Genomic DNA, 22,920 nt, shown 5'->3' with positions numbered 1-22,920 from the left:
CTCGCGGTCGTCGCCGACCGTCTCCCGAACCTGCAATGATGCCGCGGATTGCAGCCGGGAGACAGCCCCGCCGGAATGCGGCGGAACGACCGAACGCCGGGGAGCGAAGAAGCTGTTTTCCGTCGGCCCCGCTGGCGTGGCATAATATTAGGCTTTCGCCGACTGCGGTTTACCCTAGTAGTTTCCGCAAGGCCGGCACCACAAGAAGGTCCGAAGACCCGTTCAAAACCCCGCCAGGACGCGTGGCTGCGAGCTCCAGGTGGGTTACCGCTTTTGCTTCTGCAATCTGGAGAGCTTTTCACCATGACTCAACGCTTGTCCGCCGAGACCATCCTGGCCGGCGCGCCCGCTTACATCCGCCACGCCGGCCTGAAGAAGTGGGTCGCCGAAATCGCCGCACTGACCGAGCCCGACCGGGTCTACTGGTGCGACGGATCGGTCGAGGAATACGACCGCCTGTGCGCCGAAATGGTGGACGCGGGCATGCTGATCAAGCTCAACCCGGAAAAGCGCAAGAACTCCTACCTCGCATGGTCCGACCCCTCGGACGTCGCGCGCGTCGAAGACCGCACCTACATCTGCTCGAAGAACAAGGACGACGCCGGTCCGACCAACAACTGGGAAGACCCGGCCACCATGCGCGAGACCCTCAACGGCCTGTTCAAGGGCTGCATGCGGGGCCGCACGCTGTACGTGGTGCCGTTCTCGATGGGCCCGCTCGGCTCGCCGATCGCGCACATCGGTGTGGAGATCTCCGACAGCCCCTACGTCGTCACCAACATGCGCACGATGACGCGCATGGGCAAGGCCGTGTATGACGTGCTCGGCACCGACGGCGAGTTCGTGCCCTGCATCCACTCGGTCGGCGCCCCGCTCGGGCCGGGCGAGAAGGATTCGCGCTGGCCGTGCAACCCGGACACCAAGTACATCGTCCATTACCCCGAGACGCGCGAGATCTGGTCCTACGGCTCGGGCTACGGCGGCAACGCGCTGCTGGGCAAGAAATGCTTCGCGCTGCGCATCGCCTCGACGATGGCGCGCGACGAAGGCTGGCTCGCCGAGCACATGCTGATCCTCGGCGTCGAGTCGCCCGAAGGCGAGAAGACCTACGTCGCGGCGGCCTTCCCGTCGGCCTGCGGCAAGACCAACTTCGCCATGCTGATCCCGCCGAAGTCCTTCAACGGCTGGAAGATCTACACCGTCGGCGACGACATCGCATGGATCAAGCCGGGCAAGGACGGCAAGTTCTACGCCATCAACCCCGAAGCGGGCTTCTTCGGCGTCGCCCCGGGCACGTCGGAAAAGACCAACTACAACGCGATGGCGACGCTGAAGGAGAACATCATCTTCACCAACGTCGCGCTGACCGACGACGGCGATGTGTGGTGGGAAGGCATGAGCAAGGAAGCCCCCGCGCACCTGATCGACTGGCAGGGCAAGGACTGGACACCGGAGCTGGCCAAGGAAACCGGCCGCAAGGCGGCGCACCCGAACTCGCGCTTCACCGCGCCGGCTAGCCAGTGCCCGTCGATTGATCCCGCCTGGGAAGATCCCGCCGGCGTGCCGATCTCGGCCTTCATCTTCGGCGGCCGCCGCGCGACCACCGTGCCGCTGGCCTACCAGGCCTTCAACTGGAACTTCGGCGTCTACATGGCGGCGACCCTCGGCTCGGAAACCACTGCCGCCGCCTTCGGCGCGCAGGGCGTGGTGCGCCGCGACCCGTTCGCGATGCTGCCCTTCTGCGGTTACCACATGGGCGACTACTTCAACCACTGGCTGAAGATGGGCCACGTGGTCGAGAACACGCCGAAGATCTTCTGCGTGAACTGGTTCCGCATCAACGAGAAGGGCGAGTTCATGTGGCCCGGCTTCGGCGAGAACATGCGCGTGCTGAAGTGGATCGTCGACCGCGTGCGCGGCCGCATCGGCGCGAAGGAAACCTCGCTCGGCTGGATGCCCAAGTTCGAGGACATCGACTGGACCGGCTCCGACGTGAGCAAGGAGGAGTTCGAGGCCCTGACCCAGGTCGACGCCGACGCCTGGAAGAAGGAACTGGAGCTGCACAAGGAATGGTTCGACAAGTTGCAGGATCGCCTGCCGCGCGCGCTGACGCTCAAGCGCGAGATGTTCGAACTGGCCTTGTCGGTCTGAGTTCTCCGGCCGGCCCAGGCCGGCTGAACGAGCAAAAGCGCCGCGTGTCGGCGCTTTTGTTTTTTTCCGTCCCCTACAATTTCACACCGATCGCACCCGAGGATTCCGCATGAGCCCGCATCTCGCCCGCCGCACCGTCGACATCCAGCCCTTCCACGTGATGGAGCTGCTACGACGCGCACGCGAGCTCGAAGCGCAGGGGCGCGACATCATCCACATGGAAGTCGGCGAGCCGGACTTCGCGACGCCGCAGCCGATGATCGATGCGGCGACGCGCTTCCTCGCCGGCGGCGACGTGCATTACACCGCGGCCCTCGGCCTGCCGCCGCTGCGCGCGGCGATCGCACGTTTCTACCAGGAGCGCTTCGGCGCGGACGTCGCACCTGAGCGCATCATCGTGACACCGGGCGCCTCCGGCGCGCTGATGCTGGCGCTGGCCGCCACGACCGACCCGGGCGACGAGTGGCTGCTGCCCGACCCCGGCTACCCGTCCAACCGCCACCTCGTGCGCAGTTTCGAGGGCGTGCCGCGCGCGCTGCCGGTGGGCGCGGAGACGCGCTACCAGCCGACACCCGACCAGGTGGCCGGCGCGTGGACGGCACGCACGCGCGGGCTGATCGTCGCCAGCCCGTCCAACCCCACCGGCACCCTGCTCGAGCAGGCCGAACTGGCCGCATTGCGGACGGCGGTGCTCGCGCGCGGGGGCACGCTGATCGTCGACGAGATCTACCAGGGCCTGACCTACGGCGTCGACGCGAGCACCGTGCTGAAGAGCATGGACGACGTGTTCGTTGTGAACAGCTTCTCCAAGTATTTCGGCATGACGGGCTGGCGCCTGGGCTGGTTGGTCGCTCCGCAGGCCTACGTGCGCGAGATCGAGAAGCTTGCGCAGCACTTCTTCATCTCGCCCTCGACGCCGGCGCAGCACGCCGCGCTGGCCGCCTTCGCGCCCGCGACGATAGAAATCCTGGAGGCGCGCCGGCACGAGTTCGCGCAGCGCCGTGACACGCTGCTGCCAGCCCTGCGCGAACTGGGGTTCGTGGTTGCGGCGGAGCCGCAGGGGGCCTTCTACATCTACGCGGACGTGTCACGCCTCGCCGACGACAGCGAAGCGCTCGCGCAGCGCCTGATCGAGGAAGCCGGAGTGGCGGCGACGCCGGGGCTGGACTTCGGCGACAACCAGCCGCGCCGCCACCTGCGCATCGCCTACACGAACCGCAGTGAGCGCCTGCTGGAAGCGGCCGAACGCATCGCGCGCATGCTGGCCTGAGGAAGATCGGCGCGACGGGGAGACGCTCCCCGCCGCTGCGGATCAGACGCCGGTTTCGGTCTTGGCGCGGGATGCTGCCGCGACCAGGCGCTTCTTCATCGCCAGCACCTTGTTCGCGTAGCTCGCGTTCGGATCGCGGAGCGCGCCGCCGTAGTACTGCAGCGCGGTTTGCAGGGTGCCGAAGCGCTGCATGCCTTCGACGAGCACCATCGTGCCGACGCGGATGTTGAGCGTGGGGTCGAACAGTGCGTCCTCGCCGGCGTTGCGGCCGATCTTGTCCATATGGAAGCGCGGGATCACCTGCATCAGGCCCTGCGCGCCCATGTTGCTCTCGGCGAACGGATTGAAGCTCGATTCGATCGCCATCACCGCGACGATCAGCAAGGGGTCGATGCCGAGCTTGCGGCCACTGAGTTCGGCTGCCGTAAGCAGCGGCTCGAGCGTGCGCGTGGAGACTTTGTAGCGCTGCGCGACGAAATCGCGCACGCCGCGCATCTCGATGGACAAGCCGCCTGCCGATGCGACGGACTTCGGCCGCGGTGTTTCGGTGGGCGCATGCGCGACCGGCGCCTGTGCCGCGTCGCCTGCTGCGACGGACTCCGACGCCCCCGCGGCGAGGTCAGCGTAGCTGACGGGATCCTTCTGCAGATAAGCCGCTCCGACGAACGCGACGAGCGCGAAGGCGGTGAGCATCAGACTGCCGTGGACGAAATGCACGAAGAACGCGGCCGCGCCGTGAGGCCTGCGGCCAGGACAAGTTGCGTGAGTCATCGGTACCTCCCTGCTGCGACCATGCTCCCCGACCGCGGCGCCAACAGCACGCCCAGGCAGACTTCGCCTGTCAGTCGGATGATCACGTCTTCAGTGGTTGTTCGAGCGCGCGATCGCAACCAGATCTCACGCCCGGCGAGGATGGGATGCGCTCTCCGGCGCTGCCCCAGGGCACCCGATTTCGCTGGAAATCGCGCACCGCCCCGCGTCCAATTATTGAAAAACCACGTTGCTGCACCGCAGCAACGACCCTACTTTATTGATTTGATTGGGCTTGGTCAACCAGGCACACGGCCTGGGAAGTCCCTCCGCCCTCCTCCTGGACGCGAAGTCTTGCACAGGCAGGCATTCGAAGGCTGCGGAAAAATTGTCACAAAAGATGTAACAACATCATTCGGAAGGGCTCAGACCGTCCCTGACGCCGGTCCGCAGGCGAGCTTCGGCAGGTCGAGCGCCAGCCGCAATCGCTGCCAGTCGAAGCACGGACCGGGGTCGGTCTTGCGCCCCGGAGCGATGTCCGAATGGCCGGTGACCGCCTCGACCGGGTAGTGCGCACACAGCACGCGCAGCAGCGCGGCGAGGCGGGTGTACTGCGCCGGCTCGAAGGGCTGGGTGTCGCAGCCTTCCAGCTCGATACCGATCGAGAAGTCGTTGCAGCGCTCGCACCCGTTCCAGCTCGACACGCCGGCATGCCATGCGCGCGCGTCCGTGGGCACGAACTGCATCAGGCGGCCGTCGCGGCGGATGAAGAAGTGCGCCGACACGCGCAGAGGGCTGATCGCAGCGTAGTACGGGTGTTCCGCGGGATCGAGGGCGTTCGTGAACAACTGCTCGACGCCCGGACCGCCGAACTCGTCCGGCGGCAGGCTGATCGCATGCACGACGATCAGCTTCACCTCGTTGCCGGCGGGGCGCGCATCGCAGTTCGGCGACGGACAGTGCTGCGCCCCTTCCAGCCATCCGCCCGCGAGCGGTCCGAGGCCGTCCTCGACCGGCTCGCGGAACATGAGCTCCGTCGTTGGCCTACGCATGGCGCTTGCCCGTGCGGGCGGGCTTGCCGCTCGCGGCCGCAGCGGAACGTGCCGGCGCACGCCCCGCCGGCGCACCACGGTTGCCTGCCGGCGCCGGCCTGCCGCCGGGCTGACGCTTGCCTGCCGGGCCTCCGGACGGCGGGCGCCCCGCGGATGCCGCAGGGCGCTCGGCCGCGCCCAGCGGCACGCCCGGCTGATGGCGCGGCACGAGGCAGTGCGGCCCGTTGCCGATCAGGTCGGCGCGCCCCATGTGCTGCAGCGCCTCGCGGATGAGCGGCCAGTTCTCCGGGTCGTGCCAGCGCAGCAGGGCCTTGTGCAGCTTGCGGACCTTGCCGGAGCGGGCGGTCTCGACGACCTCGGAGTCCGCCGATACCTTGCGCAATGGGTTGCGACGGCTGTGGTACATCGTCGTCGCCATCGCCATCGGCGTGGGCAGGAAGGTCTGCACCTGGTCGGGCCGGAAGCCCTGTTTCTTGAGCCATAGCGCGAGGTTCACCATGTCCTCGTCGGTCGTCCCGGGGTGCGCGGCGATGAAGTAGGGCACGAGGTGCTGCTTCTTGCCCGCCTCCTGCGAGTATTTCTCGAACATCGCGGCGAACTTCTCGTAGGTGCCGATGCCGGGCTTCATCATCTTCGACAGCGGCCCCTCCTCGGTATGCTCGGGCGCGATCTTGAGCAGCCCGCTGACGTGGTGCGTGACGAGCTCCTTCACGTACTCGGGCGATCGCACCGCGAGGTCGTAGCGCAGCCCCGAGCCGATGGTCACGCGCTTGACGCCGGGAATCGCGCGCGCCTTGCGGTACAGCGACACGAGCGGCGCGTGGTCGGTGCCGAGGTTCTCGCAGATGTCCGGGTACACGCAGGACAGGCGCCGGCACGAGGTCTCGATCTTCTTGTCCTTGCACGCGAGGCGGTACATGTTCGCGGTGGGGCCGCCAAGGTCGGTGATGTGACCCTTGAAGTCGGGCGTGCGGTCGCGGATCTCCTCGATCTCGCGCAGGATCGATTCCTCCGAACGGCTCTGGATGATGCGGCCCTCGTGCTCGGTGATCGAGCAGAAGGTGCAGCCGCCGAAACAGCCGCGCATGATGTTGATCGAGAACTTGATCATGTCCCAGGCCGGAATGCGCGCGTCGCCGTAGGCGGGGTGCGGGCGGCGCGCGTAGGGCAGGCCGTAGACGAAGTCCATCTCCGGCGTGGTGAGCGGGATCGGCGGCGGGTTGAGCCACACGTCGCGCCGGCCCGGCCCTTCGCCGTGCGCCTGTACCAACGCGCGGGCGTTGCCGGGGTTGGATTCGAGATGGAAGATGCGCGAGGCGTGCGCGTACATCACCGGATCGGCGCTGACGGTCTCGTAGGACGGCAGGCGGACGGCGGTCTTGCCGCGGGCGGCGCGGCGCGCGGCGACGCGCTCGGCGGCGGGAACGATGCGCACCGGCTGGGCACCATCGCCCGTGGGCTGCGCGGCCGGCGCAGTGCTCTTCTCCGCCTCCATCGCGTAGGGGTCGGCATGCGGCTCGATGCGACCGGGGCGGTCCAGGCTCAGCGAGTCGATCTCGCTCCAGTCCTCCCCCGGCAGCCAGCCTGGCTTCACCATGAAGGCGGTGCCGCGCAGGTCTCGGATCGCCGCGATCGGCTCGCCGGCATCGAGGCGGCGAGCGAGATCGACGAGCGCACGCTCGGCATTGCCGAAGATCAGCAGGTCGGCCTTGGAGTCGGGCAGCACCGAGCGGCGCACCTTGTCGGACCAGTAGTCGTAATGCGCGATGCGACGCAGCGAAGCTTCGATGCTGCCGATCACGACGTTCACATCCGGGAAGGCCTCTCGCGCGCGCTGCGCGTAGACGGTCACCGCGCGGTCGGGGCGCTTGCCGGCTTCGGCGCCGGGGGTGTAGGCGTCGTCGGAGCGGATCTTGCGGTCCGAGGTGTAGCGGTTGACCATCGAATCCATGTTGCCGGCGGTGATGCCGAAGAACAGGCGCGGCCGGCCGAGCGCGCGGAAGGGCTCGGCGCTCTTCCAGTCGGGCTGGCTGATGATGCCGACGCGAAAGCCCTGCGCCTCGAGCAGCCGCCCTATCAGGGCCATGCCGAAGCTGGGGTGATCGATGTAGGCGTCGCCGGTCACGAGGATCACGTCGCACGCGTCCCAGCCGAGCGCCTTCATCTCGGCGCGGGACATCGGCAGGAAGGGCGCAGGGCGGGCCGGCGGACGGGCGCCCGCGGTGATGCTGGGGGGAGAATCGGGGATCATTGTCGCGTGCATTGTACTCGGACGCCCGGAGGCGCCATTCGGTTCAGTTCGACTCAATCGGCGAGCGCAGGCTGCGCATCGGCCAGGCGGATGGCGTCGCGGCGGGCCTCGTCCAGCAGCCAGTCGCGGAACGCGGCGACGTGGGCACGCGGGGCCACAGCCTGCGGCGTCACGATGTAATAGGCAAAACGGCGCCGCAGGCTGATGCCGAAGGGCACGACGAGGCGGCCGGCGGCGACTTCCGCGGCAACCAGCGGCTTGGACACCAGCGCGACGCCCAACCCGTCGAGCGCCGCAGCGATGGCGAGGCCCGAGTCGCTGAAATGCAGGCCGGCATCGGCACGCACCGCGGACGCCCCGGCCGCCTGCAACCACTCCGCCCAGGTCGGCCGCTCGCGCGTGTCGGGCACGGTATCGTCGTGGATCAGGCAGTGGCGCCGCAGGTCGGACGGCTGGCGCAGCGGAATCTTCGCGCGCAGCAGCGCCGGGCTGCACACCGCGGTGTATTCGGGTTCGAGCAGCAGCTCGCAGCGATAGCCGGGATACGTGCCCGTGCCGAAGCGGATCCACAACTGGCCGCCCTCGGCGCGCGCGGTGAGCGGCTCGATACCCAGCCCCGCGGCGTCGCGGCCGTCGATGGCCTTGGTGGCGCTCGCCAGATGCAGCTCGACCTGCGGGTGCACTTCGGCGAAACGTTGCAGGCGCGGGACCAGCCAGCGCGAGGCGAAGGATGGCGGGGCGACGACCGACAGGCGGCTCAACGGCCGCATCGCGCGGACGGCCTCGACCGACTCGGCGATCGCGCCCATCGCTTCGCGCAGCTTGGGCAGCATCGCCGCCCCCTCCGGGGTCAGTTCGAGCGCGCGCGTCAGGCGTCGGAACAGGGGCACGCCCAGATCCTTCTCGAGGCCGCGGATCTGGTGGCTGACAGCGGTCGGGGTAACGGACAGCTCCTCGGCGGCGCGCTTGAAGCTCAGGTGACGCGCCGCGACCTCGAAGGCGCGCAGGGCGTTGAGCGGCGGGAGACGGACGGCCATACGCGGACGATCACATGGATGAATTTTTCTAAGGCATCACATGATGAACGATCGTTTGTTGCGACGCAACAAGCTCCGTACAGTCGCGTCCATGCCCTCACGAAGGGCTGCAACGTCAAGGAGCCGCACGATGGACAAGGACTATCTCTTCTACCAAGGCCGAATCCGCGAAGCGCAGCGTCTGCGCAACGAAGCCCTGGGCCAGCTCCTGGCCGACGGCTGGCACGGCACGAAACGCGTGGTCACCCGCATTGCACGGGCCGCAGTCGGCCTGCTGCTGGGCGTGCGTTACCCCCAACCCCACTGAAACGCAATGCGCCTCACGAGGGCGCCGGTCACTCGCCCGCCCTGCGCCTCCGACGCAGGGCGACGATGCCGTACACGAGCACGTTGACCACCAGCACCAGCAGGCCGAGCACGAGCTGGACCCGCGGCGTGAGGCCCGCGGGATAGATCAGCGGGATCAGGTAATGCTCGATGAAGCCGCCGCGGTAATCCACACCGCCCGCAGCCAGGCGCAGCGTCTTCTCGAGCGGAGTCAGCGGACAGGTCCAGCCGATCAGTTCGATCGCCGCGCCGTAGGCGGCCACTGGCAGATGTGCCCACTTCGCGCGCGGCCAGCGCAGCGTCAATAGGCCGCCGAACACCACGAAGGCGATGAAGAGCGCGTGCACCAGCACGACGAGATCGGCCGCCATCAGCGCAAGCACGCTTTTCTCCTCAGGATCCGGTTGCGGCCGGCCGGAACACGCGCACCCCGAGCAGGACGCCCGCGACCAGCAGGACGATGCCGACGGCCTCGCCGAGGCCCGGCCAGCGGCCGTACCACAGGAAAGCATAGAGCAAGGCCGCCAGCGTTTCGAACACGATCAGCTGGCCAGCGAACGCCGGCGGCAGCAGGTGGCTTGCGCGGTTCCACAGCAGGGTGCCGAGCCACGATGCGGCAAGGCCCGTGAGCAGCATCAGGCCGACGAAGGCCAGGGGTCGAGGCCCGAACGGCCACTCGAATGCCGCGGCCGACGCAGTCGCGCCTTCCCACAGCGCGAAACCGGCGGCGGCGGCGAGCGCGAGCGGCAGCGTCACCAGACCCTGCGCAGTCGCCCAGGGACGCGCGAGGCCCGCACCGCGGGCACGCAGCCAGCGTGCGTTGCGAATCGGATACCAGGTCCACGACGCGACCGCGACGGCGGCCAGCAGCAGACCGGCCACGTAGCGCAAGCCGCCGCGGGCGCCCTCCTGCCCGCCCGCATCGGTCGCATGCGCGGCAGAGTCGAACTGCACGACCACGAGGCCGGCAAGAATCACCACCAGCGGCAAGGCGAGGCGCCGCCACGCGACGACGTCCGCGGCATTGCCGGCACGGCGCTCGGTGAGGTTCGCACAGATCGCGATCACGACCGGCAACGTGCCGATCATCAGCGTCGGCACCGGAGCGCCCGCGAGCTGGATCGCGCTCGCGAGCGTCGCGTAATAGAGGAGGTTGCCGACCAGCGCGAGCTTGCCGGCCTCGATCCAGTCGGCCCGCGAGAGCCTTGCCAGTGCCGCGCGGTCCATCCACGCGAGGGCGACGGCAAGGACGCCGAAGGCGATGTAGCGGCCGAACGCGAGCACGATGCCGGGGTATTCCCCGAGCATCAGCGGGACGACGAACACGAGCCCCCACAACATCCCCGCGCCGAGCGCCGCGAGCAAACCAGCCAGCATGGATTCCTTCCCCGTATCGAAGGCGCGCAGTGTGCCATGCAATGCCGATCCGGGGGTGCGGGGAAACCCTGAGCGTGCGCGATTCGGGCGCGGCAGCTGCTATGCTGACCAGGACATGAATCGGGCTCATCACAGGGCTGAAAATCCCTCGCTGCGCCCAGGCGCGGAGCTTGTTAACATCGCGCCACCTCGTTCCACACCATTTCCGAACAAGAACCGGAGACCTCCCTCATGACCGAATCGCCCACCCGCGGGCCGCGCGTCGGACTGTTCGCCACCTGCCTGATGAACGTGTTCCGCCCGAACGTCGGCTTCTCGGCGGTGAAACTCCTCGAAGACGCCGGCTGCACCGTCGAGGTGCCCGCAAACCAGACCTGCTGCGGCCAGCCCGGCTACAACAGCGGCGACTACGACGCGGCGCGCGCGCTCGCCCGCCAGGTGATCGAAGCCTTCGAGAACTACGACTACATCGTCGGACCGTCCGGTTCGTGCATGGCGACCATCCGCCACGACTACCCGGTGCTGTTCCAGGACGACCCGGTGTGGCTGCCGCGCGCGCAGGCGCTGTCGGAGAAAAGCTGGGAATTGCTGTCCTTCCTCGCCGACGTGCTGCATGCGGCGCCGTCCGACTCGCGCTACGAAGGCACGGTCACCTACCACGACTCCTGTTCGGGCTTGCGCGGCCTGGGCATCAAGGGCCAGCCGCGCGCGCTGCTCGGCGAGGTCGACGGCCTCAAGCTCAAGGAGATGGAGGACAGCGAGGTGTGCTGCGGCTTCGGCGGCACCTTCTGCGTGAAGTATCCGGAGATCTCCGAGAAGATGGTCGAGGACAAGGTCAGGAACGTCCTCGCGACGGGCGCCGACACGCTCGTCGGCGGCGACCTGGGCTGCCTGATGAACATCGCCGGGCGACTGAAGCGCGTCAATGCGCCGGTGAAGGTCTTCCACACTGCCGAAGTGCTCGCCGGCCTCGCCGACGGCCCCGGTCTCGCCGGCGCCGCGAAGGAGAGCGAGTGATGGAGATCCGTTCCAAGGAATTCAAGCAGCGCTCGGTCTTCGCGATCCACGACGCGAACCTGCAGACCGCGCTCGGCCGCGCGCGCTACGGCTTCGTTGGCAAGCGCGCGCTGCAGGTCGCCGAACTGCCGGAATTCGAGCGCCTGCGCGAGGAAGCGAAGAACACCAAGAATCACATCCTCGACAACCTCGACCATTACCTCGAGCGCTACGAGGCGGCCGTGACGGCCGCCGGCGGCCATGTGCACTGGGCGCGCGACGCCGAGGAGGCGAGGAAGATCATCCTCGACATCTGCAAGCGCGTCGACGCGAAGACCGTCACCAAGGGCAAGTCGATGGTATCCGAGGAGATCGGGCTCAACGAGGCGCTGATCGAGAACGGCATGGAAGTCGTCGAGACCGACCTCGGCGAATACATCATCCAGCTCGCGCACGAACCGCCCTCGCACATCATCGCGCCGGCCGTTCACAAGACCAAGGACCAGGTCTCCGACCTCTTCGAGGCCGCGCACGGCGGCCCGCGCAAGACCGAGGTGCCGGACCTCGTCAATGAGGCGCGCCTGGTGCTGCGCGACAAGTACTTCAAGGCCGACGTCGGCATCACCGGCGGCAACTTCCTCGTCGCCGAGACCGGCTCGTCGATCATCGTGACGAACGAGGGCAACGGCGACCTCACTCAGACGCTCGCGAAGGTGCATATCGTCACCTCCGGCATCGAGCGCGTGGTGCCGACGCTCGACGACGCGACGCTGTTCCTGCGCCTGCTGGCGCGCAGCGCCACCGGCCAGGAGACCGAGACCTACACGACGATCTCGACCGGCCCGCGCCGCGCCGAGGACCTCGACGGCCCCGAGGAGTACCACGTGGTGCTGGTCGACAACGGCCGCTCGAAGATGCTCGCCGGGCGCTTCAAGGAGATGCTGCGCTGCATCCGCTGCGGCGCGTGCATGAACCACTGCCCGGTGTATGGCGCGGTCGGCGGCCACGCCTACGGCTGGGTCTATCCGGGGCCGATGGGCTCGGTGCTCACGCCGCTGATAAAGGGCCTGGACAACGCCTACGACCTGCCCAACGCGTGCACGCTGAACGGCCGCTGCGCCTCGGTGTGCCCGGTGAAGATCCCGTTGCCGGACCTGTTGCGCGAGCTGCGCCACATGCAGCACCAGCAGGACATCACGCCGGTGATGCAGAAACGCGCGCTGAAAGTGTGGCGCTACGTCGCGACGCGGCCGAAGCTCTACCACGCGCTCGAACAGGTCGGCGCCCGCTTCCTGTCGGCGATCGCGAAGAACGGAAGCATCCGCCGCCTGCCGCTCGCGAGCGGCTGGACCGACGTGCGCGACCTGCCGGCACCGGCGGGCCGCACCTTCCTGGAACTGTGGCAAGGCAAGCGAGGCCAGAAATGACTGCAGCAGCGAACGCCCGCGAGGCGATCCTCAATTCCGTCCGCTCCGCGCTGCGGCGCGGACCGCTCGACGACGCACGACGCGCCGAACTCGACGCGCGCCGCCCGCAACACACCCGCCCGGCGCAGGACGAGGAACTCGTCGCGCGCTTCATCCGCAAGTTCGAGAGCCGCGCCGGCACCACCGCGCGCGTCGCGAGCCGTGCCGACGTGCCCGCTGCGGTCGAGGCCTATCGCGCCGACAAGGGCCTTCCCGCGCGCGCCGCGGTCGGCGCCGCACTGAACGACCTGGCGTTCGCGAGCCTCGAGACTCACCACGCCCCGGCCGGCATCGACGAGGCGATGGCCGTGTCTCAGGCCTTGTGCGGCATCGCCGAGCCGGGCAGCCTGATGATGGCCTCCGGTCCGGCGAGCCCGATCACGCACAACTTCGTGCCCGACGACCACATCGTCGTGCTCGACGCGAACGCGATCGTCGGCCACTTCGAGGAGGCCTGGGACATCCTGCGCGCCCGCCCGGAAGGCATGCCGCGCGCGACCAACATCATCTCCGGCCCCTCGCGCACGGCCGACGTCGAGCAGACCATCCAGCTCGGCGCGCACGGCCCGCGCCGCGTGCATGTGATCATCGTCGGCTGAGACCGGCAGGCACGCCCGGGGGCCGTTTCAATGCTCCCGGGCTAACCCGTTTCATGCATATCCGCTTACAACTCGGCGACAACTTCTCCCTTCGATCTCGCGTTTAATGCGCATGGGGACAACGGTACGCGCTGCGTGACGGTGTCCGGTTCGTCAGGAGAAGAATCATGAAATCGAAAACCCTCAAACTGCTTGCCGCAATGATCACCGGGGGTGCCCTGATCGCTGCCACGCCCGCCCATGCCGACCGCGACCACTGGCGCGACGACGGCTACCGCGAGTGGCGCGACCACGATCGCGGCCACCGGCACGGCCACTACAAGAAATTCCGCGACCGCGAGCGCGTCGTGATCCGCGAACGGATCGTCGAACGCCGCCCGGTGGTGCGCGAATACCGCTATTACGAGCGTCCGATCGGCTATTACGCCCCGGCGCCGGTCTATGCCGCCCCGGTTTACGCGCCGCGCATCTATCCGCGCGATCCGGCGATCACCATCGGCGTCGACATCCCGCCGCTGGTCATTCCGTTGCGCTGACGCAACACTTCACAACGCCCGCTCGCCGGGTCCGCGCAGGGCCCGGCGCTCCGCGGCGAACGCTTCCGCCGCGCCGATGAACTCGAGGAAATCCGCCTCGAAGCCGGCATAGTCGGCGAGGAGTTCCGCGCCGCTGCCGGTCAGCGGATTCGCTCGGCGCAGCCTCAGCGCCATGCGGTCGAGCGCCATCGCGATGACATCCGCCGAGCGATAACTCCCCAGCCAGTCCGATTCGCGCATGCGCGGCAGGATCGCCGCCAGGCGTGGCGGCAGCAGCGCGCCGTTGGCGTCCAGCAGCGCGTACATCGCCGCGCTGAAGCGCTCGAGCGGCTCGTCGTGGTAACGCTCCCAGTGCAGCGCGAGGAAGTGGTCGTAGAACATGTCGACCATCACCCCGGCGACGCGACGCCGTTCGGGCGAGACCCGCGCACGGCTGCGCAGGAAGGCGGGATGGGTTTCGGCGAAGAGGTCGATCTGGCGATGCAGGCGCACGCCTGCCGCGAGGTCCGGCGGCAGGCCGGCCGGCAACGGCCCTTTCACGAAGTCGCCCATCAGCCCGCCGAGGCGATCAGCGGGGGCTCCGCCGGCGAGCCAGGCGTGCGCGAGGAAGTTCATGTCGGGTTTGCCTAGGCGAACGCGGCCGCGAGCCAGTCGATGAATCCCTGCACCACCGCGCGCTTGCTCTGCGCCGGCGTGCTCACCGCGTAGTAGGTGAACGGGGCCGGCGCGGACACACCGAAGAGCGGCACCAGCCGGCCCGTCTCCACCCACGCCGCCGACAGGCGCCGCGTACCCACCGCCGCGCCCAGACCGGCCGCGGCGATCTCCATCAGCATGCCGAGATCGTTGAACACGGCACCGCGCTCGGGCTCCGCCCAGTCGAGACCGGCCGCGAGGAAGCACGGCCGCCATGGCAGCAGCGGCGAGCGCAGTAATTCCAGACCGGCAAGATCGGCCATGCCGGCGGGCGCATGCGCGGCCACCCATGACGGCGCGGCGAGCGGCACCATGATGTCGTCGAAGAGCTTGCGCACGACCCGCTCCGGGTATTCGCCGCGCCCCCAGCGCACCTCGACGTCGGCCGCCTCGGCCGTCACGTCCTGCAGCGGGATCGACAGGTGCGCCTCCAGTTCCACCTCGGGATGCGCGCGCAGGTATTCGGGCAGGCGCGCCATCAGCAACTGCCGCGCGAAGGTCGGCGGCAGCGACACGCGCAGGCGCTCGCGCTCGGGCCGCAGCACGGCGCCCGCCTGCGCGAGCCGGTCGAAAGCCGCGCGCACGCTGTCGAGGTACAGTCGTCCGGCGGTGGTCGGCCGCACGCCGCCGGGCCCGCGCTCGAACAGCGCAGTGCCGAGCTGGGTTTCGAGCTGGCGGATGCGGTGGCTGACGGCACTCGGCGTCACGCACAGTTCCTCGGCCGCCTGCGCGAAGCCGCCCAAGCGCGCGGCCGCCTCGAAGGCCGCGAGCGCGTGCATCGGCGGCACGTGGCGCAGCGGTGCGCTCACGCCGGGCTCCGCAAACGAGCGAGTTCCGCGACTTCGCGGTGGCGCGGGCAGGTGACGACATGGTCGTTCGTCATCCCCGCGGCCTGCATCAGCGCGTAGCAGATCGTGCTGCCGACGAACTTGAAGCCGCGCGCCTTGAGCGCCTTGCTCATCACGTCGGACTGCGGCGTGGTCGCGGGGATCTCGGCGAGCGCGGCGAACGCATTCTGCACCGGCCGGCCGTCGACGAAGCCCCACAGCCAGGCGGCCGGGTCGATGCCGGCGTCCCGCAGGTCGAGCCACGCGCGCGCATTGAGGATCGCCGCGTCGATCTTCGCACGGTTGCGGATGATGCCGGGGTCGGCGAGCAGGTCCGCCTTCTTCGCGTCGTCGTAGCGCACGATGCGCTCGGGGTCGAAGCCGTCGAACACGGCACGGTAGCGCTCGCGCTTCCGCAGCACCGTGATCCACGACAGCCCCGCCTGCGCGCCTTCGAGGACGAGGAATTCGAACAGCGTGCGCGCATCGTCGGTCGGCACGCCCCATTCGGTGTCGTGGTAATGGACGTAGAGCGGGTCATTGCCCGCCCAGGCGCAGCGCTCGGTCATGGGGTTTCTCCGGTGGGCGCATCCGCGGCCCGGCTCACGCTGAAGTTTATTGAACCAGCCATCAAACGCAATCGTTCGCGCCCGATGCGTCGATGAGGATCGTGGGAGTCGATTCTCCTGTGGGAGCGGCTTCAGCCGCGAAGCAGCGGTGTTGCGGAGTGATCCGCCGATTCGCGGCTGAAGCCGCTCCCACAGTTGCTCCCACACTGCAGCCCCCACGCTCCGCGCTCCATGCCCCGAGTTCAGCCAAAGATCCGGGCCACCGCCTCCGCATCCGACGGGAAATAGAAATGCACGTAGGAGGCCGTCAGCCGCCCCTGGCGGTAGATCGCCTCGCCCTCACGTCCGTCGGGCGTCTGGGCGCGCACGAGGGGCGCGAGCGGGGTGTCGCTCTTCGAATAATGGAAGGTGTGACCGCGCAAGCGCCCTTCGGGCAGTTCCGCCACCTGCATCCCGAGCGCCGCGAGCCGTTGCTGCATCACTGCGCGCCCCGGCAACAGACCGGCGAAGGCGTGCTCCCGCCCGGCCTTGTCGACGACGGTTTCGAACAGGCTCATCATCCCGCCGCACTCGGCGAGCAGCGGCTTGCCTGCCGCCGCGTGCGCACGCAGAGCGGGAAAGAAATGCGGATTGGCGGCGAGCGTTTCGCCATGCAGCTCAGGGTAGCCGCCCGGCAGCCACACGGCGTCGCAGTCGGGCAACGCGTCGCCGGCAAGCGGCGAGAAGAATTCGAGCCGCGCGCCCAGCTTGTGCAAGGTGTCGAGGTTCGCCGGGTAGATGAAGCCGTAGGCCGCATCGCGCGCGATCGCGATCGTGCGCCCGGCCAGCAGCGGCGTCAGTTGCGGCGGCAGCGTGGCGGGGAATTCGACCGGCTCCGGCAGATCGGCCGCGCCGGTCGCCGCGATGCCGTCGGCGAAGCGGTCCAGCCGCGCTTCGAGGTCGGCGATCTCGGCCGCCTGCAGCAGCCCCAGGTGGCGCTCCGGTAGCCCCGCCTGCGCGTCGCGCGACAGCGCGCCGTACCAGCGCATGCCCGCCGGCAAGGCGTCGCGCAGCATCTCCGCATGGCGCACGCTGCCGACATGGTTCGCGAGCACGCCGGAGAACGGCAGGCCGGGCTGGTAGTGCGCGAGCCCGTGGGCCACCGCACCAAAGGTCTGCGCCATCGCGCGCGCATCGATCACCGCCATCACCGGCAGGCCGAAGCGGCGCGCGATGTCCGCCCCCGAGGGATCGCCATCGTAGAGGCCCATCACCCCTTCGACGAGGATCAGGTCGGCCTCGCGCGCGGCCGCATGCAGGCGCCACGCCGCGTCGGCCTCGCCGCACATGCCGAGGTCGAGGTTGTACACCGGCGCGCCGCTCGCAACCGCGTGGATCTGCGGATCGAGAAAGTCCGGGCCGCACTTGAACACGCGCACGCGCCGCCCCTGCCGTGCGTGCAGGCGTGCGAGGGCGGCGGTGACGGTGGTCTTGCCCTGGCCAGACGCTGGCGCAGCGACGAAGAGCGCGGGACAGCGTGCAGTCTCGCTCATCGCTCATCCCCTGCGCGATGCACCGCGCTGCACCCGGCATGCGGCGGATGCGCCGTCGGCGCGCTGTCCGGCGCGAACCACGCGAGGCGCGGATACAGGCCGACGACATCCCCGACGATGGTCAGCGCCGGCGGGCGGATGCCCTCGTCCGCGACCACCTGCGGCAGGTTCGCGAGCGTGCCGACGGCAACGCGCTGCGCCGGCGTCGTGCCGCGCTCGACGACGCCGGCCGGCGTTTCCGCCGGCAGGCCGTGGGCAACGAGTTCGCGGCAAATGTCGGGCAGGCGCGAGATGCCCATGTAGATCACCAAGGTCTGGCCGCGGCGCGCGAGCATCGGCCAGTCGAGGTCCAGCGCGCCGTCCTTGAGGAAGCCGGTCGTGAACACCACCGAGCGGGCGTGGTCGCGGTGCGTGAGCGGGATGCCCGCATAGGCGGCGATGCCCGCTGCGGCAGTGACGCCGGGCACGACCTCGACGGTGATGCCGGCTGCGACCAGCACCTCCATCTCCTCGCCGCCGCGGCCGAAGATGAAGGGGTCGCCCCCCTTCAGGCGCACGACGCGCTTGCCCGCCTGCGCAAGGCGCACGAGCAGCTGGTTGATGTCGTCCTGCGGCAGCGTGTGGTCGGCGGCCTTCTTGCCGACGTAATGGCGCTCGGCGGTCGCGGGCGCGAGGTCCACGATCGCCGGGCTGACGAGGTTGTCGTAGACGATGGCGTCCGCGCCCGCGACAAGGCGCGCGCCGCGCAGGGTCAGCAGCTCGGGGTCGCCGGGGCCGGCGCCGACGAGGTAGACGTGGCCCGCGGCCGGGCCGGGGCGGGGATTCGGGAGGTCGGGAAGGGACATGGGGGTCTCTTCTGTGTTGTCGCGATTTAATTTAGACAGCTGGAGGGTATTGCGGGCTGCAAGCCGGCGGCATTGTCCTGGACTCGCGGCGGCTTGTCCCCCAGCCCTTCGACGGGCAAGGGACGACGCAATTTTTCCCCCTGCGTTGCTTGCGGAGCGAACCCGTGGGAGCGGCTTTAGCCGCGAAATCGGCGCCCATTCGCGGCTGAAGCCGCTCCCACTGTCATTCCCCTTGCTTCCGAAGGCCGACATGAGCCCGGCCGCACGTAGTTCCGCGATCGCCCTGACTCAGAACTCCAGCCCCGGCATCGCCCTCACGCCGGCCGCGAACGCATGTTTCACGAGCCCCATGTCGGTCACCGTATCGGCCGCCTCGACGAGCTCCGGCGGCGCCGCACGGCCGGTCACGATCACGTGCTGGTGCGCGGGCCGCGCGAGCAGGTCGGCGACGACAGCGGCCACTTCAAGATAGCGGTACTTCAGCGCGATGTTCAGTTCGTCGAGCACGACGAGGCCGATCGCGGGATCGCGCAGCAGCGTGCGCGCCTGTTCCCACGCGGCCTCGGCGGCCGCGACGTCGCGCGCGCGGTCCTGCGTGTCCCAGGTGAAACCCTCGCCCATCACGTGCCACACGACACCCGGCTGGCGGCGGAAGAAGGCCTCCTCGCCGGTGTCCGAGCGCCCCTTGATGAACTGCACGACGCCCACCTGCATGCCGTGGCCGAGCGCGCGCGCGACGACGCCGAAGGCGGCGCTCGACTTGCCCTTGCCGTTGCCGGTATTGACCAGCAGCACGCCGCGCTCGATCTGCGCGGCGGCGATCTTTTCGTCCACCACCGCCTTCTTGCGCTGCATGCGCTCGGCGTGACGGATGTTCTTCTCGTTGTCCTGTTCGTTCATGCTCAATCGGGGATGAAGAGGATCCGCTCGCCCACGTCGAGGCGGCGGATCGGGTGGTCGAAGGCGCGACTGAGGTGATCCGCCTGCAGGACCTCCTCGCGCGCACCGGCAAGCACGCCGCCCTTGCCGTCAAGCAGGATCACGTGGTCGGCGAAGCGCGTCGCGAGATTGATGTCATGCAGCACCATCACCACACCGCACCCGTTGCGCTTGAGGCGCGCAAACAGCTCCAGTACGGCGATCTGGTAATGCAGGTCGAGGTGGTTGGTCGGCTCGTCGAGGAGGAAGAGCCGCGGCGCCTGTGTCAGCAGCGTCGCGATCGCCACGCGCTGGCGCTCGCCGCCGGACAGGCTGAGAACGTCCCGCCCGGCGAACTCGGCGAGGCCCACTTCGGCCAGCGCCGCCTGCGCGATGGCGATGTCGGCGGCCGTCTCCCAGCCCCAGCGGCCGAGATGCGGATGGCGGCCGACCAGCGTCGTCTGCAGCACCGAGGCGGAAAAGTGGTCCGGCTGCTGCTGCGCGAGCAGGCCGCGGAAACGCGCCGCCGCGAGGCTGTCCCAGTCCGCGTAGGAGCGTCCGCCGAGGCGCACGCTGCCCACCGTCGCCGCGCGCAGGCCGGCAAGGGTTTGCAGCAGCGTGGTCTTGCCGGCACCGTTGGGACCGAGCAGCACGAGACACTCGCCCGCGGCAAGCCGCAGGCTGAACTCGCAGCACAGCCAGCGTTCGCCGACCTGCAGCGCGAGGCGCTCGGCCTCGAGCAGGACGGACGGATCGCCGACCCCCGTCATCGTGAACTCCGCGACAGCAGGAACAGGAACACCGGCACGCCGATCAGCGCGGTGAGCACGCCGACGGGCAGCTGGACAGGCGCCATGACCGTGCGCGCAGCCGTGTCGGCGAGCGTGAGCAGCGTGCCACCTGCGAGCAGCGCCGCCGGCAGCAGCAGGCGCTGGTCGTTGCCGATGGCGAAGCGCACCAGATGCGGCACGACCAGGCCGACGAAGCCCACGGAGCCGACCAGCGTCACGGCCGCCGCAGTGAGCAGCGACGCGAGCACGTAGAGCAGGTAGCGCAGCCGCCGCACGCGCACGCCCAGAGCGGAGGCCGTCGTCTCGCCGCGCGCGAGCACGTTGAGGTCGCGCGCGACCGGCAGCACCACCGCGAGTCCGGCGACGAGCACCACCAGCGCCGGCCACGGCCGGCTCGCGCCGCTGGCGTCGCCCATCAGCCAGAACAGCATCGACTGCAGGCGAGTGTCCGTCGCCAGCGACAGCATCAGCGTCACCGCCGCGCCGCAGCCGGCCGCGACGATGACGCCGGTGAGCAGCAGCCGTGTCTGCGTCCACGAGCCGTCGCCGTGCGCGAGCCCGAACACCACCAGCATCGCCGCCAGCGCGCCGCCGAAGGCCGCCCCATCGACGACCCAGGATGACGCGCCGACCAGCATCGCCGCCAGCGCCCCGACCGCGGCGCCACCGGAGACGCCCAGCACGTAGGGATCGGCCAGCGGATTGCGCAGCAGCACCTGCATCAGCGCGCCGGCCAGCGCCAGCAGCCCGCCGCACACGAACACCGCTACCGCACGCGGCAGGCGCAGCTCGCGCACGACGTCTGCCGCCATGCCTTCGGCGCCGCGAAACAGCGCGCCGAAGACGTCGGCCAGGCCGATGGGCAGATCACCGGCGGACAAAGCCCACACCAGCGCGCACACGCCCGCGAGCGTCAGCCCTGCGATCACGAGACCCGCCGATCCGCGGCCCGGCATGCCTCACGGCCCCTTATTTGGGCGCGTAACGTACGCCCACGAAGGCCGTGGCGCCGAGCGTATTGAACCCTTTCGCCAGCTCGTAATCACGATCGAGCACATTGTTCGCCCTTGCCTCGATCGCCCAGTCGCGATTGACGGCATACCGCGCAAATAGGTTCAGCAGCGAATAACCCGACAGCTCATTGACCTCGCCGGCACGGTCGAATCGCTTGCCGACGCCGATGAGCTCGCCGCCGAAGCGGAACGGCCCCACTTCGCGCGAAATCGCCAGCCGTCCCTGCTCCCGCGCACGCCGATGCAGGCGCTTTCCGGTCTCGAGGTTCTTCGCATCCATCAGATCGATACTTGTCGAAACGTCGAAACCATAAAGCTTTGCGGCGTATGCGAACTCCCAGCCCTCGATCCGGGCATCATCGGTCTGCTCCGGCACAAACGCGAAGGTGGGGGGTGCGGCATTCCATTCGATGAGGTTGGATATCCTGTTGTGGAAATAGGTCACGGACGCGCTATGGCTCCCGTCGTCGTACTTCAACGCCGCCTCGCGATTGCGTGAGCGTTCCGGCTTCAGTGACGGATCACCGTGGTTTCCGAAGGTGTCCACGTAATAGAGGTCGTTCAGCGTCGGCGCCTTGAACGCGGTTCCGAGGGCTGCCGAAACTGACCACAGGGGCGTCAACTTGTATCCGTAAGACGCGAGATAGGTCGTTTCGTCACCGAACTGGCTGTTCTGGTCCTGGCGTACGTTGAGTTGCCACTGATGCCGGCCAAGGGTGGCACTCCAGCCGGCAAGCAGCGACTCGATCCAACGCCCCTTCTTCGCGAAGGCGGTGGTGCTGTCTACGCGCTGGTCCAGATACTCGTAGGCGAGAAGCGCCGACCCGAGCGGCAGCTTGACGTCGTTCTGCCACACCGCCTGGCTCTGAAGCGTATCGAACTGGAATGAATCGCGGAAGCCGCTCGACTCGTCCTTCGACTGCGCGATCCGGACGGTGCTCGTCCAGTTCGACGTCAGCCGGTTGCGGCTCGCCAGGCCGATCGACTCCGCCACGTCGTCATTGCCCACGTCCGCGCCGCCGCGGGAATTGAAGCCGTTCCCGTCATACCAGTTGCGCGTTTGTGCATGCAGGACATTCAGTTCGAGATCGTGGTCGTTGTTGAACTTGAACCCCAGGCTGCCCGAGGCCGTCGTGGCACGGAAGCCGTCGCGGTCCGCGTCGAGGGCCGGATCGTAATCGTGAAAAAACTGGCGGGCAGCGAAAGGTCCCTTCTTGGCTGACACGCCGTCGGTCTCGTACTGCCCTGCCCGGAAGGCGTACGACCACGCGCCTGCAGCGCCCGAGACGCCGGCGCTCACATCGGTCGTCTCGTAAGTGCCCGCACCAACGAAGAGTTCGGGCCGAAAACCGCCCTCCCCCTTCTTGGTGAACACCTGCACCACGCCGCCGACAGCGTCCGCGCCATACAGGGCAGAGGCCGGTCCGCGCAGAATCTCAACACGTTCGATCTGGTCGAGCGAAATGTTTTGGAACGGCGCCTGTCCGGTCGTCGCCGAACCGAGGCGCACGCCGTCGACGAACAGCACCGTGTGGTTCGAGTTCGTGCCACGCATGAACAAGGAGGATGTCTTTCCGGGCCCACCATTGCTCGAGATCTGCACACCGGCCCTGTTGCCGAGCAGTTCGAGCAGCGAGGATTGTCCGGATTGCTCGATTTCGTCCCGCTCGATGACGTCGACGCTGGCGAGGACTTCGGACGCGCGCTGAGGCTGACGGGTTGCGGTCACGACGACGGTTTCACCGGTTTTCTCTTCGGCGGCCACAGCGGCGGAAGCAAACGGCAATGCGGCAGCCACCGCGACGGCGGTGGCGGACAGGCGGATGTTCATCTGGGTTATTCTCCCTGCGCCGGCAGTCGCGTCCCCGCGCCACCGGTCATCTTCACAATGGAAGCACCGCTCGGGGAAATCACGCC

At 68.7% G+C, this 22,920-nt stretch carries 22 protein-coding genes; 7 read left to right on the top strand and 15 right to left on the bottom strand.

What is annotated here, in order from left to right; translation table 11 throughout:
* Positions 1 to 303: 303 nt before the first annotated feature.
* Together U5817_RS02910 and U5817_RS02905 are read left to right on the top strand one after the other, a co-directional pair.
* A complete protein-coding gene (locus tag U5817_RS02910) occupies positions 304 to 2,151 on the top strand; it encodes a phosphoenolpyruvate carboxykinase (GTP) (protein ID WP_407279661.1) in 1,848 nt (615 codons plus the stop codon).
* Between the two features lie 109 nt (positions 2,152 to 2,260).
* Positions 2,261 to 3,421, top strand: coding sequence for a pyridoxal phosphate-dependent aminotransferase (locus U5817_RS02905; RefSeq protein WP_407279660.1), 1,161 nt, complete (start codon positions 2,261 to 2,263; stop codon positions 3,419 to 3,421).
* A 42-nt stretch (positions 3,422 to 3,463) separates the two neighbouring features.
* On the opposite strand, the gene U5817_RS02900 is transcribed toward U5817_RS02905, so the two are convergent.
* The 4 genes from U5817_RS02900 to gcvA all read right to left on the bottom strand — a co-directional run bounded on the left by U5817_RS02900 (position 3,464) and on the right by gcvA (position 8,511).
* Positions 3,464 to 4,192: a transglycosylase SLT domain-containing protein gene (locus U5817_RS02900; protein ID WP_246262294.1), complete on the bottom strand. Its 729-nt coding sequence runs from the start codon at positions 4,190 to 4,192 to the stop codon at positions 3,464 to 3,466.
* Between the two features lie 404 nt (positions 4,193 to 4,596).
* Entirely contained in the window at positions 4,597 to 5,223 is a 627-nt protein-coding gene (gene ampD / locus U5817_RS02895) for a 1,6-anhydro-N-acetylmuramyl-L-alanine amidase AmpD (protein WP_211167122.1), read from the bottom strand.
* Complete coding sequence (locus U5817_RS02890; RefSeq protein WP_407281008.1) at positions 5,216 to 7,402, bottom strand: YgiQ family radical SAM protein; 2,187 nt, start codon at positions 7,400 to 7,402, stop codon at positions 5,216 to 5,218. Before U5817_RS02890 ends, ampD begins: the two co-directional genes overlap by 8 nt.
* Before the next feature lie 125 nt (positions 7,403 to 7,527).
* Positions 7,528 to 8,511: a transcriptional regulator GcvA gene (gene gcvA / locus U5817_RS02885; RefSeq protein ID WP_407279658.1), complete on the bottom strand. Its 984-nt coding sequence runs from the start codon at positions 8,509 to 8,511 to the stop codon at positions 7,528 to 7,530.
* A 130-nt stretch (positions 8,512 to 8,641) separates the two neighbouring features.
* Between gcvA and U5817_RS02880 the strand changes: the two genes are divergently transcribed.
* Complete coding sequence (locus U5817_RS02880; protein ID WP_169129247.1) at positions 8,642 to 8,818, top strand: hypothetical protein; 177 nt, start codon at positions 8,642 to 8,644, stop codon at positions 8,816 to 8,818.
* 28 nt (positions 8,819 to 8,846) lie between these two features.
* Here the strand turns inward: U5817_RS02880 and U5817_RS02875 are convergent, their stop codons facing one another.
* Together U5817_RS02875 and U5817_RS02870 are read right to left on the bottom strand one after the other, a co-directional pair.
* A complete protein-coding gene (locus U5817_RS02875; protein ID WP_169129245.1) occupies positions 8,847 to 9,221 on the bottom strand; it encodes a DUF2784 domain-containing protein in 375 nt (124 codons plus the stop codon).
* A gap of 10 nt (positions 9,222 to 9,231) precedes the next feature.
* A complete protein-coding gene (locus U5817_RS02870; RefSeq protein ID WP_407279657.1) occupies positions 9,232 to 10,215 on the bottom strand; it encodes a DMT family transporter in 984 nt (327 codons plus the stop codon).
* A 231-nt stretch (positions 10,216 to 10,446) separates the two neighbouring features.
* On the opposite strand from U5817_RS02870, the gene U5817_RS02865 reads away from it, so the two are divergent.
* From U5817_RS02865 to U5817_RS02850, 4 genes are all read left to right on the top strand, one after another.
* Positions 10,447 to 11,232 (top strand): (Fe-S)-binding protein, encoded by a 786-nt coding sequence (locus U5817_RS02865; protein WP_169129241.1) that lies wholly within the window; start codon positions 10,447 to 10,449, stop codon positions 11,230 to 11,232.
* Entirely contained in the window at positions 11,232 to 12,638 is a 1,407-nt protein-coding gene (locus U5817_RS02860; RefSeq protein ID WP_169129240.1) for a LutB/LldF family L-lactate oxidation iron-sulfur protein, read from the top strand. Before U5817_RS02865 ends, U5817_RS02860 begins: the two co-directional genes overlap by 1 nt.
* A complete protein-coding gene (locus tag U5817_RS02855; RefSeq protein WP_169129239.1) occupies positions 12,635 to 13,276 on the top strand; it encodes an LUD domain-containing protein in 642 nt (213 codons plus the stop codon). The genes U5817_RS02860 and U5817_RS02855 overlap by 4 nt, the downstream gene beginning before the upstream one ends.
* 167 nt (positions 13,277 to 13,443) lie before the next feature.
* Positions 13,444 to 13,812 (top strand): hypothetical protein, encoded by a 369-nt coding sequence (locus tag U5817_RS02850; RefSeq protein WP_407279656.1) that lies wholly within the window; start codon positions 13,444 to 13,446, stop codon positions 13,810 to 13,812.
* A 9-nt stretch (positions 13,813 to 13,821) separates the two neighbouring features.
* Here U5817_RS02850 and U5817_RS02845 read toward each other — a convergent pair whose 3' ends face one another.
* The 9 genes from U5817_RS02845 to U5817_RS02805 form a co-directional block, all read right to left on the bottom strand.
* A complete protein-coding gene (locus U5817_RS02845; RefSeq protein WP_407279655.1) occupies positions 13,822 to 14,427 on the bottom strand; it encodes an ACP phosphodiesterase in 606 nt (201 codons plus the stop codon).
* Between the two features lie 11 nt (positions 14,428 to 14,438).
* Positions 14,439 to 15,317: a LysR substrate-binding domain-containing protein gene (locus U5817_RS02840; RefSeq protein ID WP_339380036.1), complete on the bottom strand. Its 879-nt coding sequence runs from the start codon at positions 15,315 to 15,317 to the stop codon at positions 14,439 to 14,441.
* The gene (locus U5817_RS02835; protein WP_407279654.1) at positions 15,314 to 15,904 is read right to left on the bottom strand and encodes a DNA-3-methyladenine glycosylase I; all 591 of its coding nucleotides are present in this window, start codon (positions 15,902 to 15,904) and stop codon (positions 15,314 to 15,316) included. The genes U5817_RS02840 and U5817_RS02835 overlap by 4 nt, the downstream gene beginning before the upstream one ends.
* 242 nt (positions 15,905 to 16,146) lie before the next feature.
* Positions 16,147 to 17,436: a cobyrinate a,c-diamide synthase gene (locus U5817_RS02830; RefSeq protein ID WP_407279653.1), complete on the bottom strand. Its 1,290-nt coding sequence runs from the start codon at positions 17,434 to 17,436 to the stop codon at positions 16,147 to 16,149.
* On the bottom strand, positions 17,433 to 18,281 hold the full coding sequence (gene cobA / locus U5817_RS02825; RefSeq protein WP_407279652.1) for a uroporphyrinogen-III C-methyltransferase: 849 nt from the start codon (positions 18,279 to 18,281) through the stop codon (positions 17,433 to 17,435). The genes U5817_RS02830 and cobA overlap by 4 nt, the downstream gene beginning before the upstream one ends.
* A 288-nt stretch (positions 18,282 to 18,569) precedes the next feature.
* Positions 18,570 to 19,181: a cob(I)yrinic acid a,c-diamide adenosyltransferase gene (gene cobO, locus U5817_RS02820; RefSeq protein ID WP_407279651.1), complete on the bottom strand. Its 612-nt coding sequence runs from the start codon at positions 19,179 to 19,181 to the stop codon at positions 18,570 to 18,572.
* Between the two features lie 2 nt (positions 19,182 to 19,183).
* The gene (locus tag U5817_RS02815; RefSeq protein ID WP_407279650.1) at positions 19,184 to 19,969 is read right to left on the bottom strand and encodes an ABC transporter ATP-binding protein; all 786 of its coding nucleotides are present in this window, start codon (positions 19,967 to 19,969) and stop codon (positions 19,184 to 19,186) included.
* Positions 19,966 to 20,946, bottom strand: a complete 981-nt coding sequence (locus U5817_RS02810) for a FecCD family ABC transporter permease (RefSeq protein WP_407279649.1) — start codon at positions 20,944 to 20,946, stop codon at positions 19,966 to 19,968. The genes U5817_RS02815 and U5817_RS02810 overlap by 4 nt, the downstream gene beginning before the upstream one ends.
* Positions 20,947 to 20,959: 13 nt before the next feature.
* On the bottom strand, positions 20,960 to 22,834 hold the full coding sequence (locus tag U5817_RS02805; RefSeq protein ID WP_407279648.1) for a TonB-dependent receptor domain-containing protein: 1,875 nt from the start codon (positions 22,832 to 22,834) through the stop codon (positions 20,960 to 20,962).
* Positions 22,835 to 22,920: the final 86 nt, after the last annotated feature.

Source organism: Aromatoleum evansii, from assembly GCF_045689615.1.
Lineage (GTDB): Bacteria > Pseudomonadota > Gammaproteobacteria > Burkholderiales > Rhodocyclaceae > Aromatoleum > Aromatoleum evansii.
This window is presented reverse-complemented; position numbering and strand designations above follow the sequence as displayed.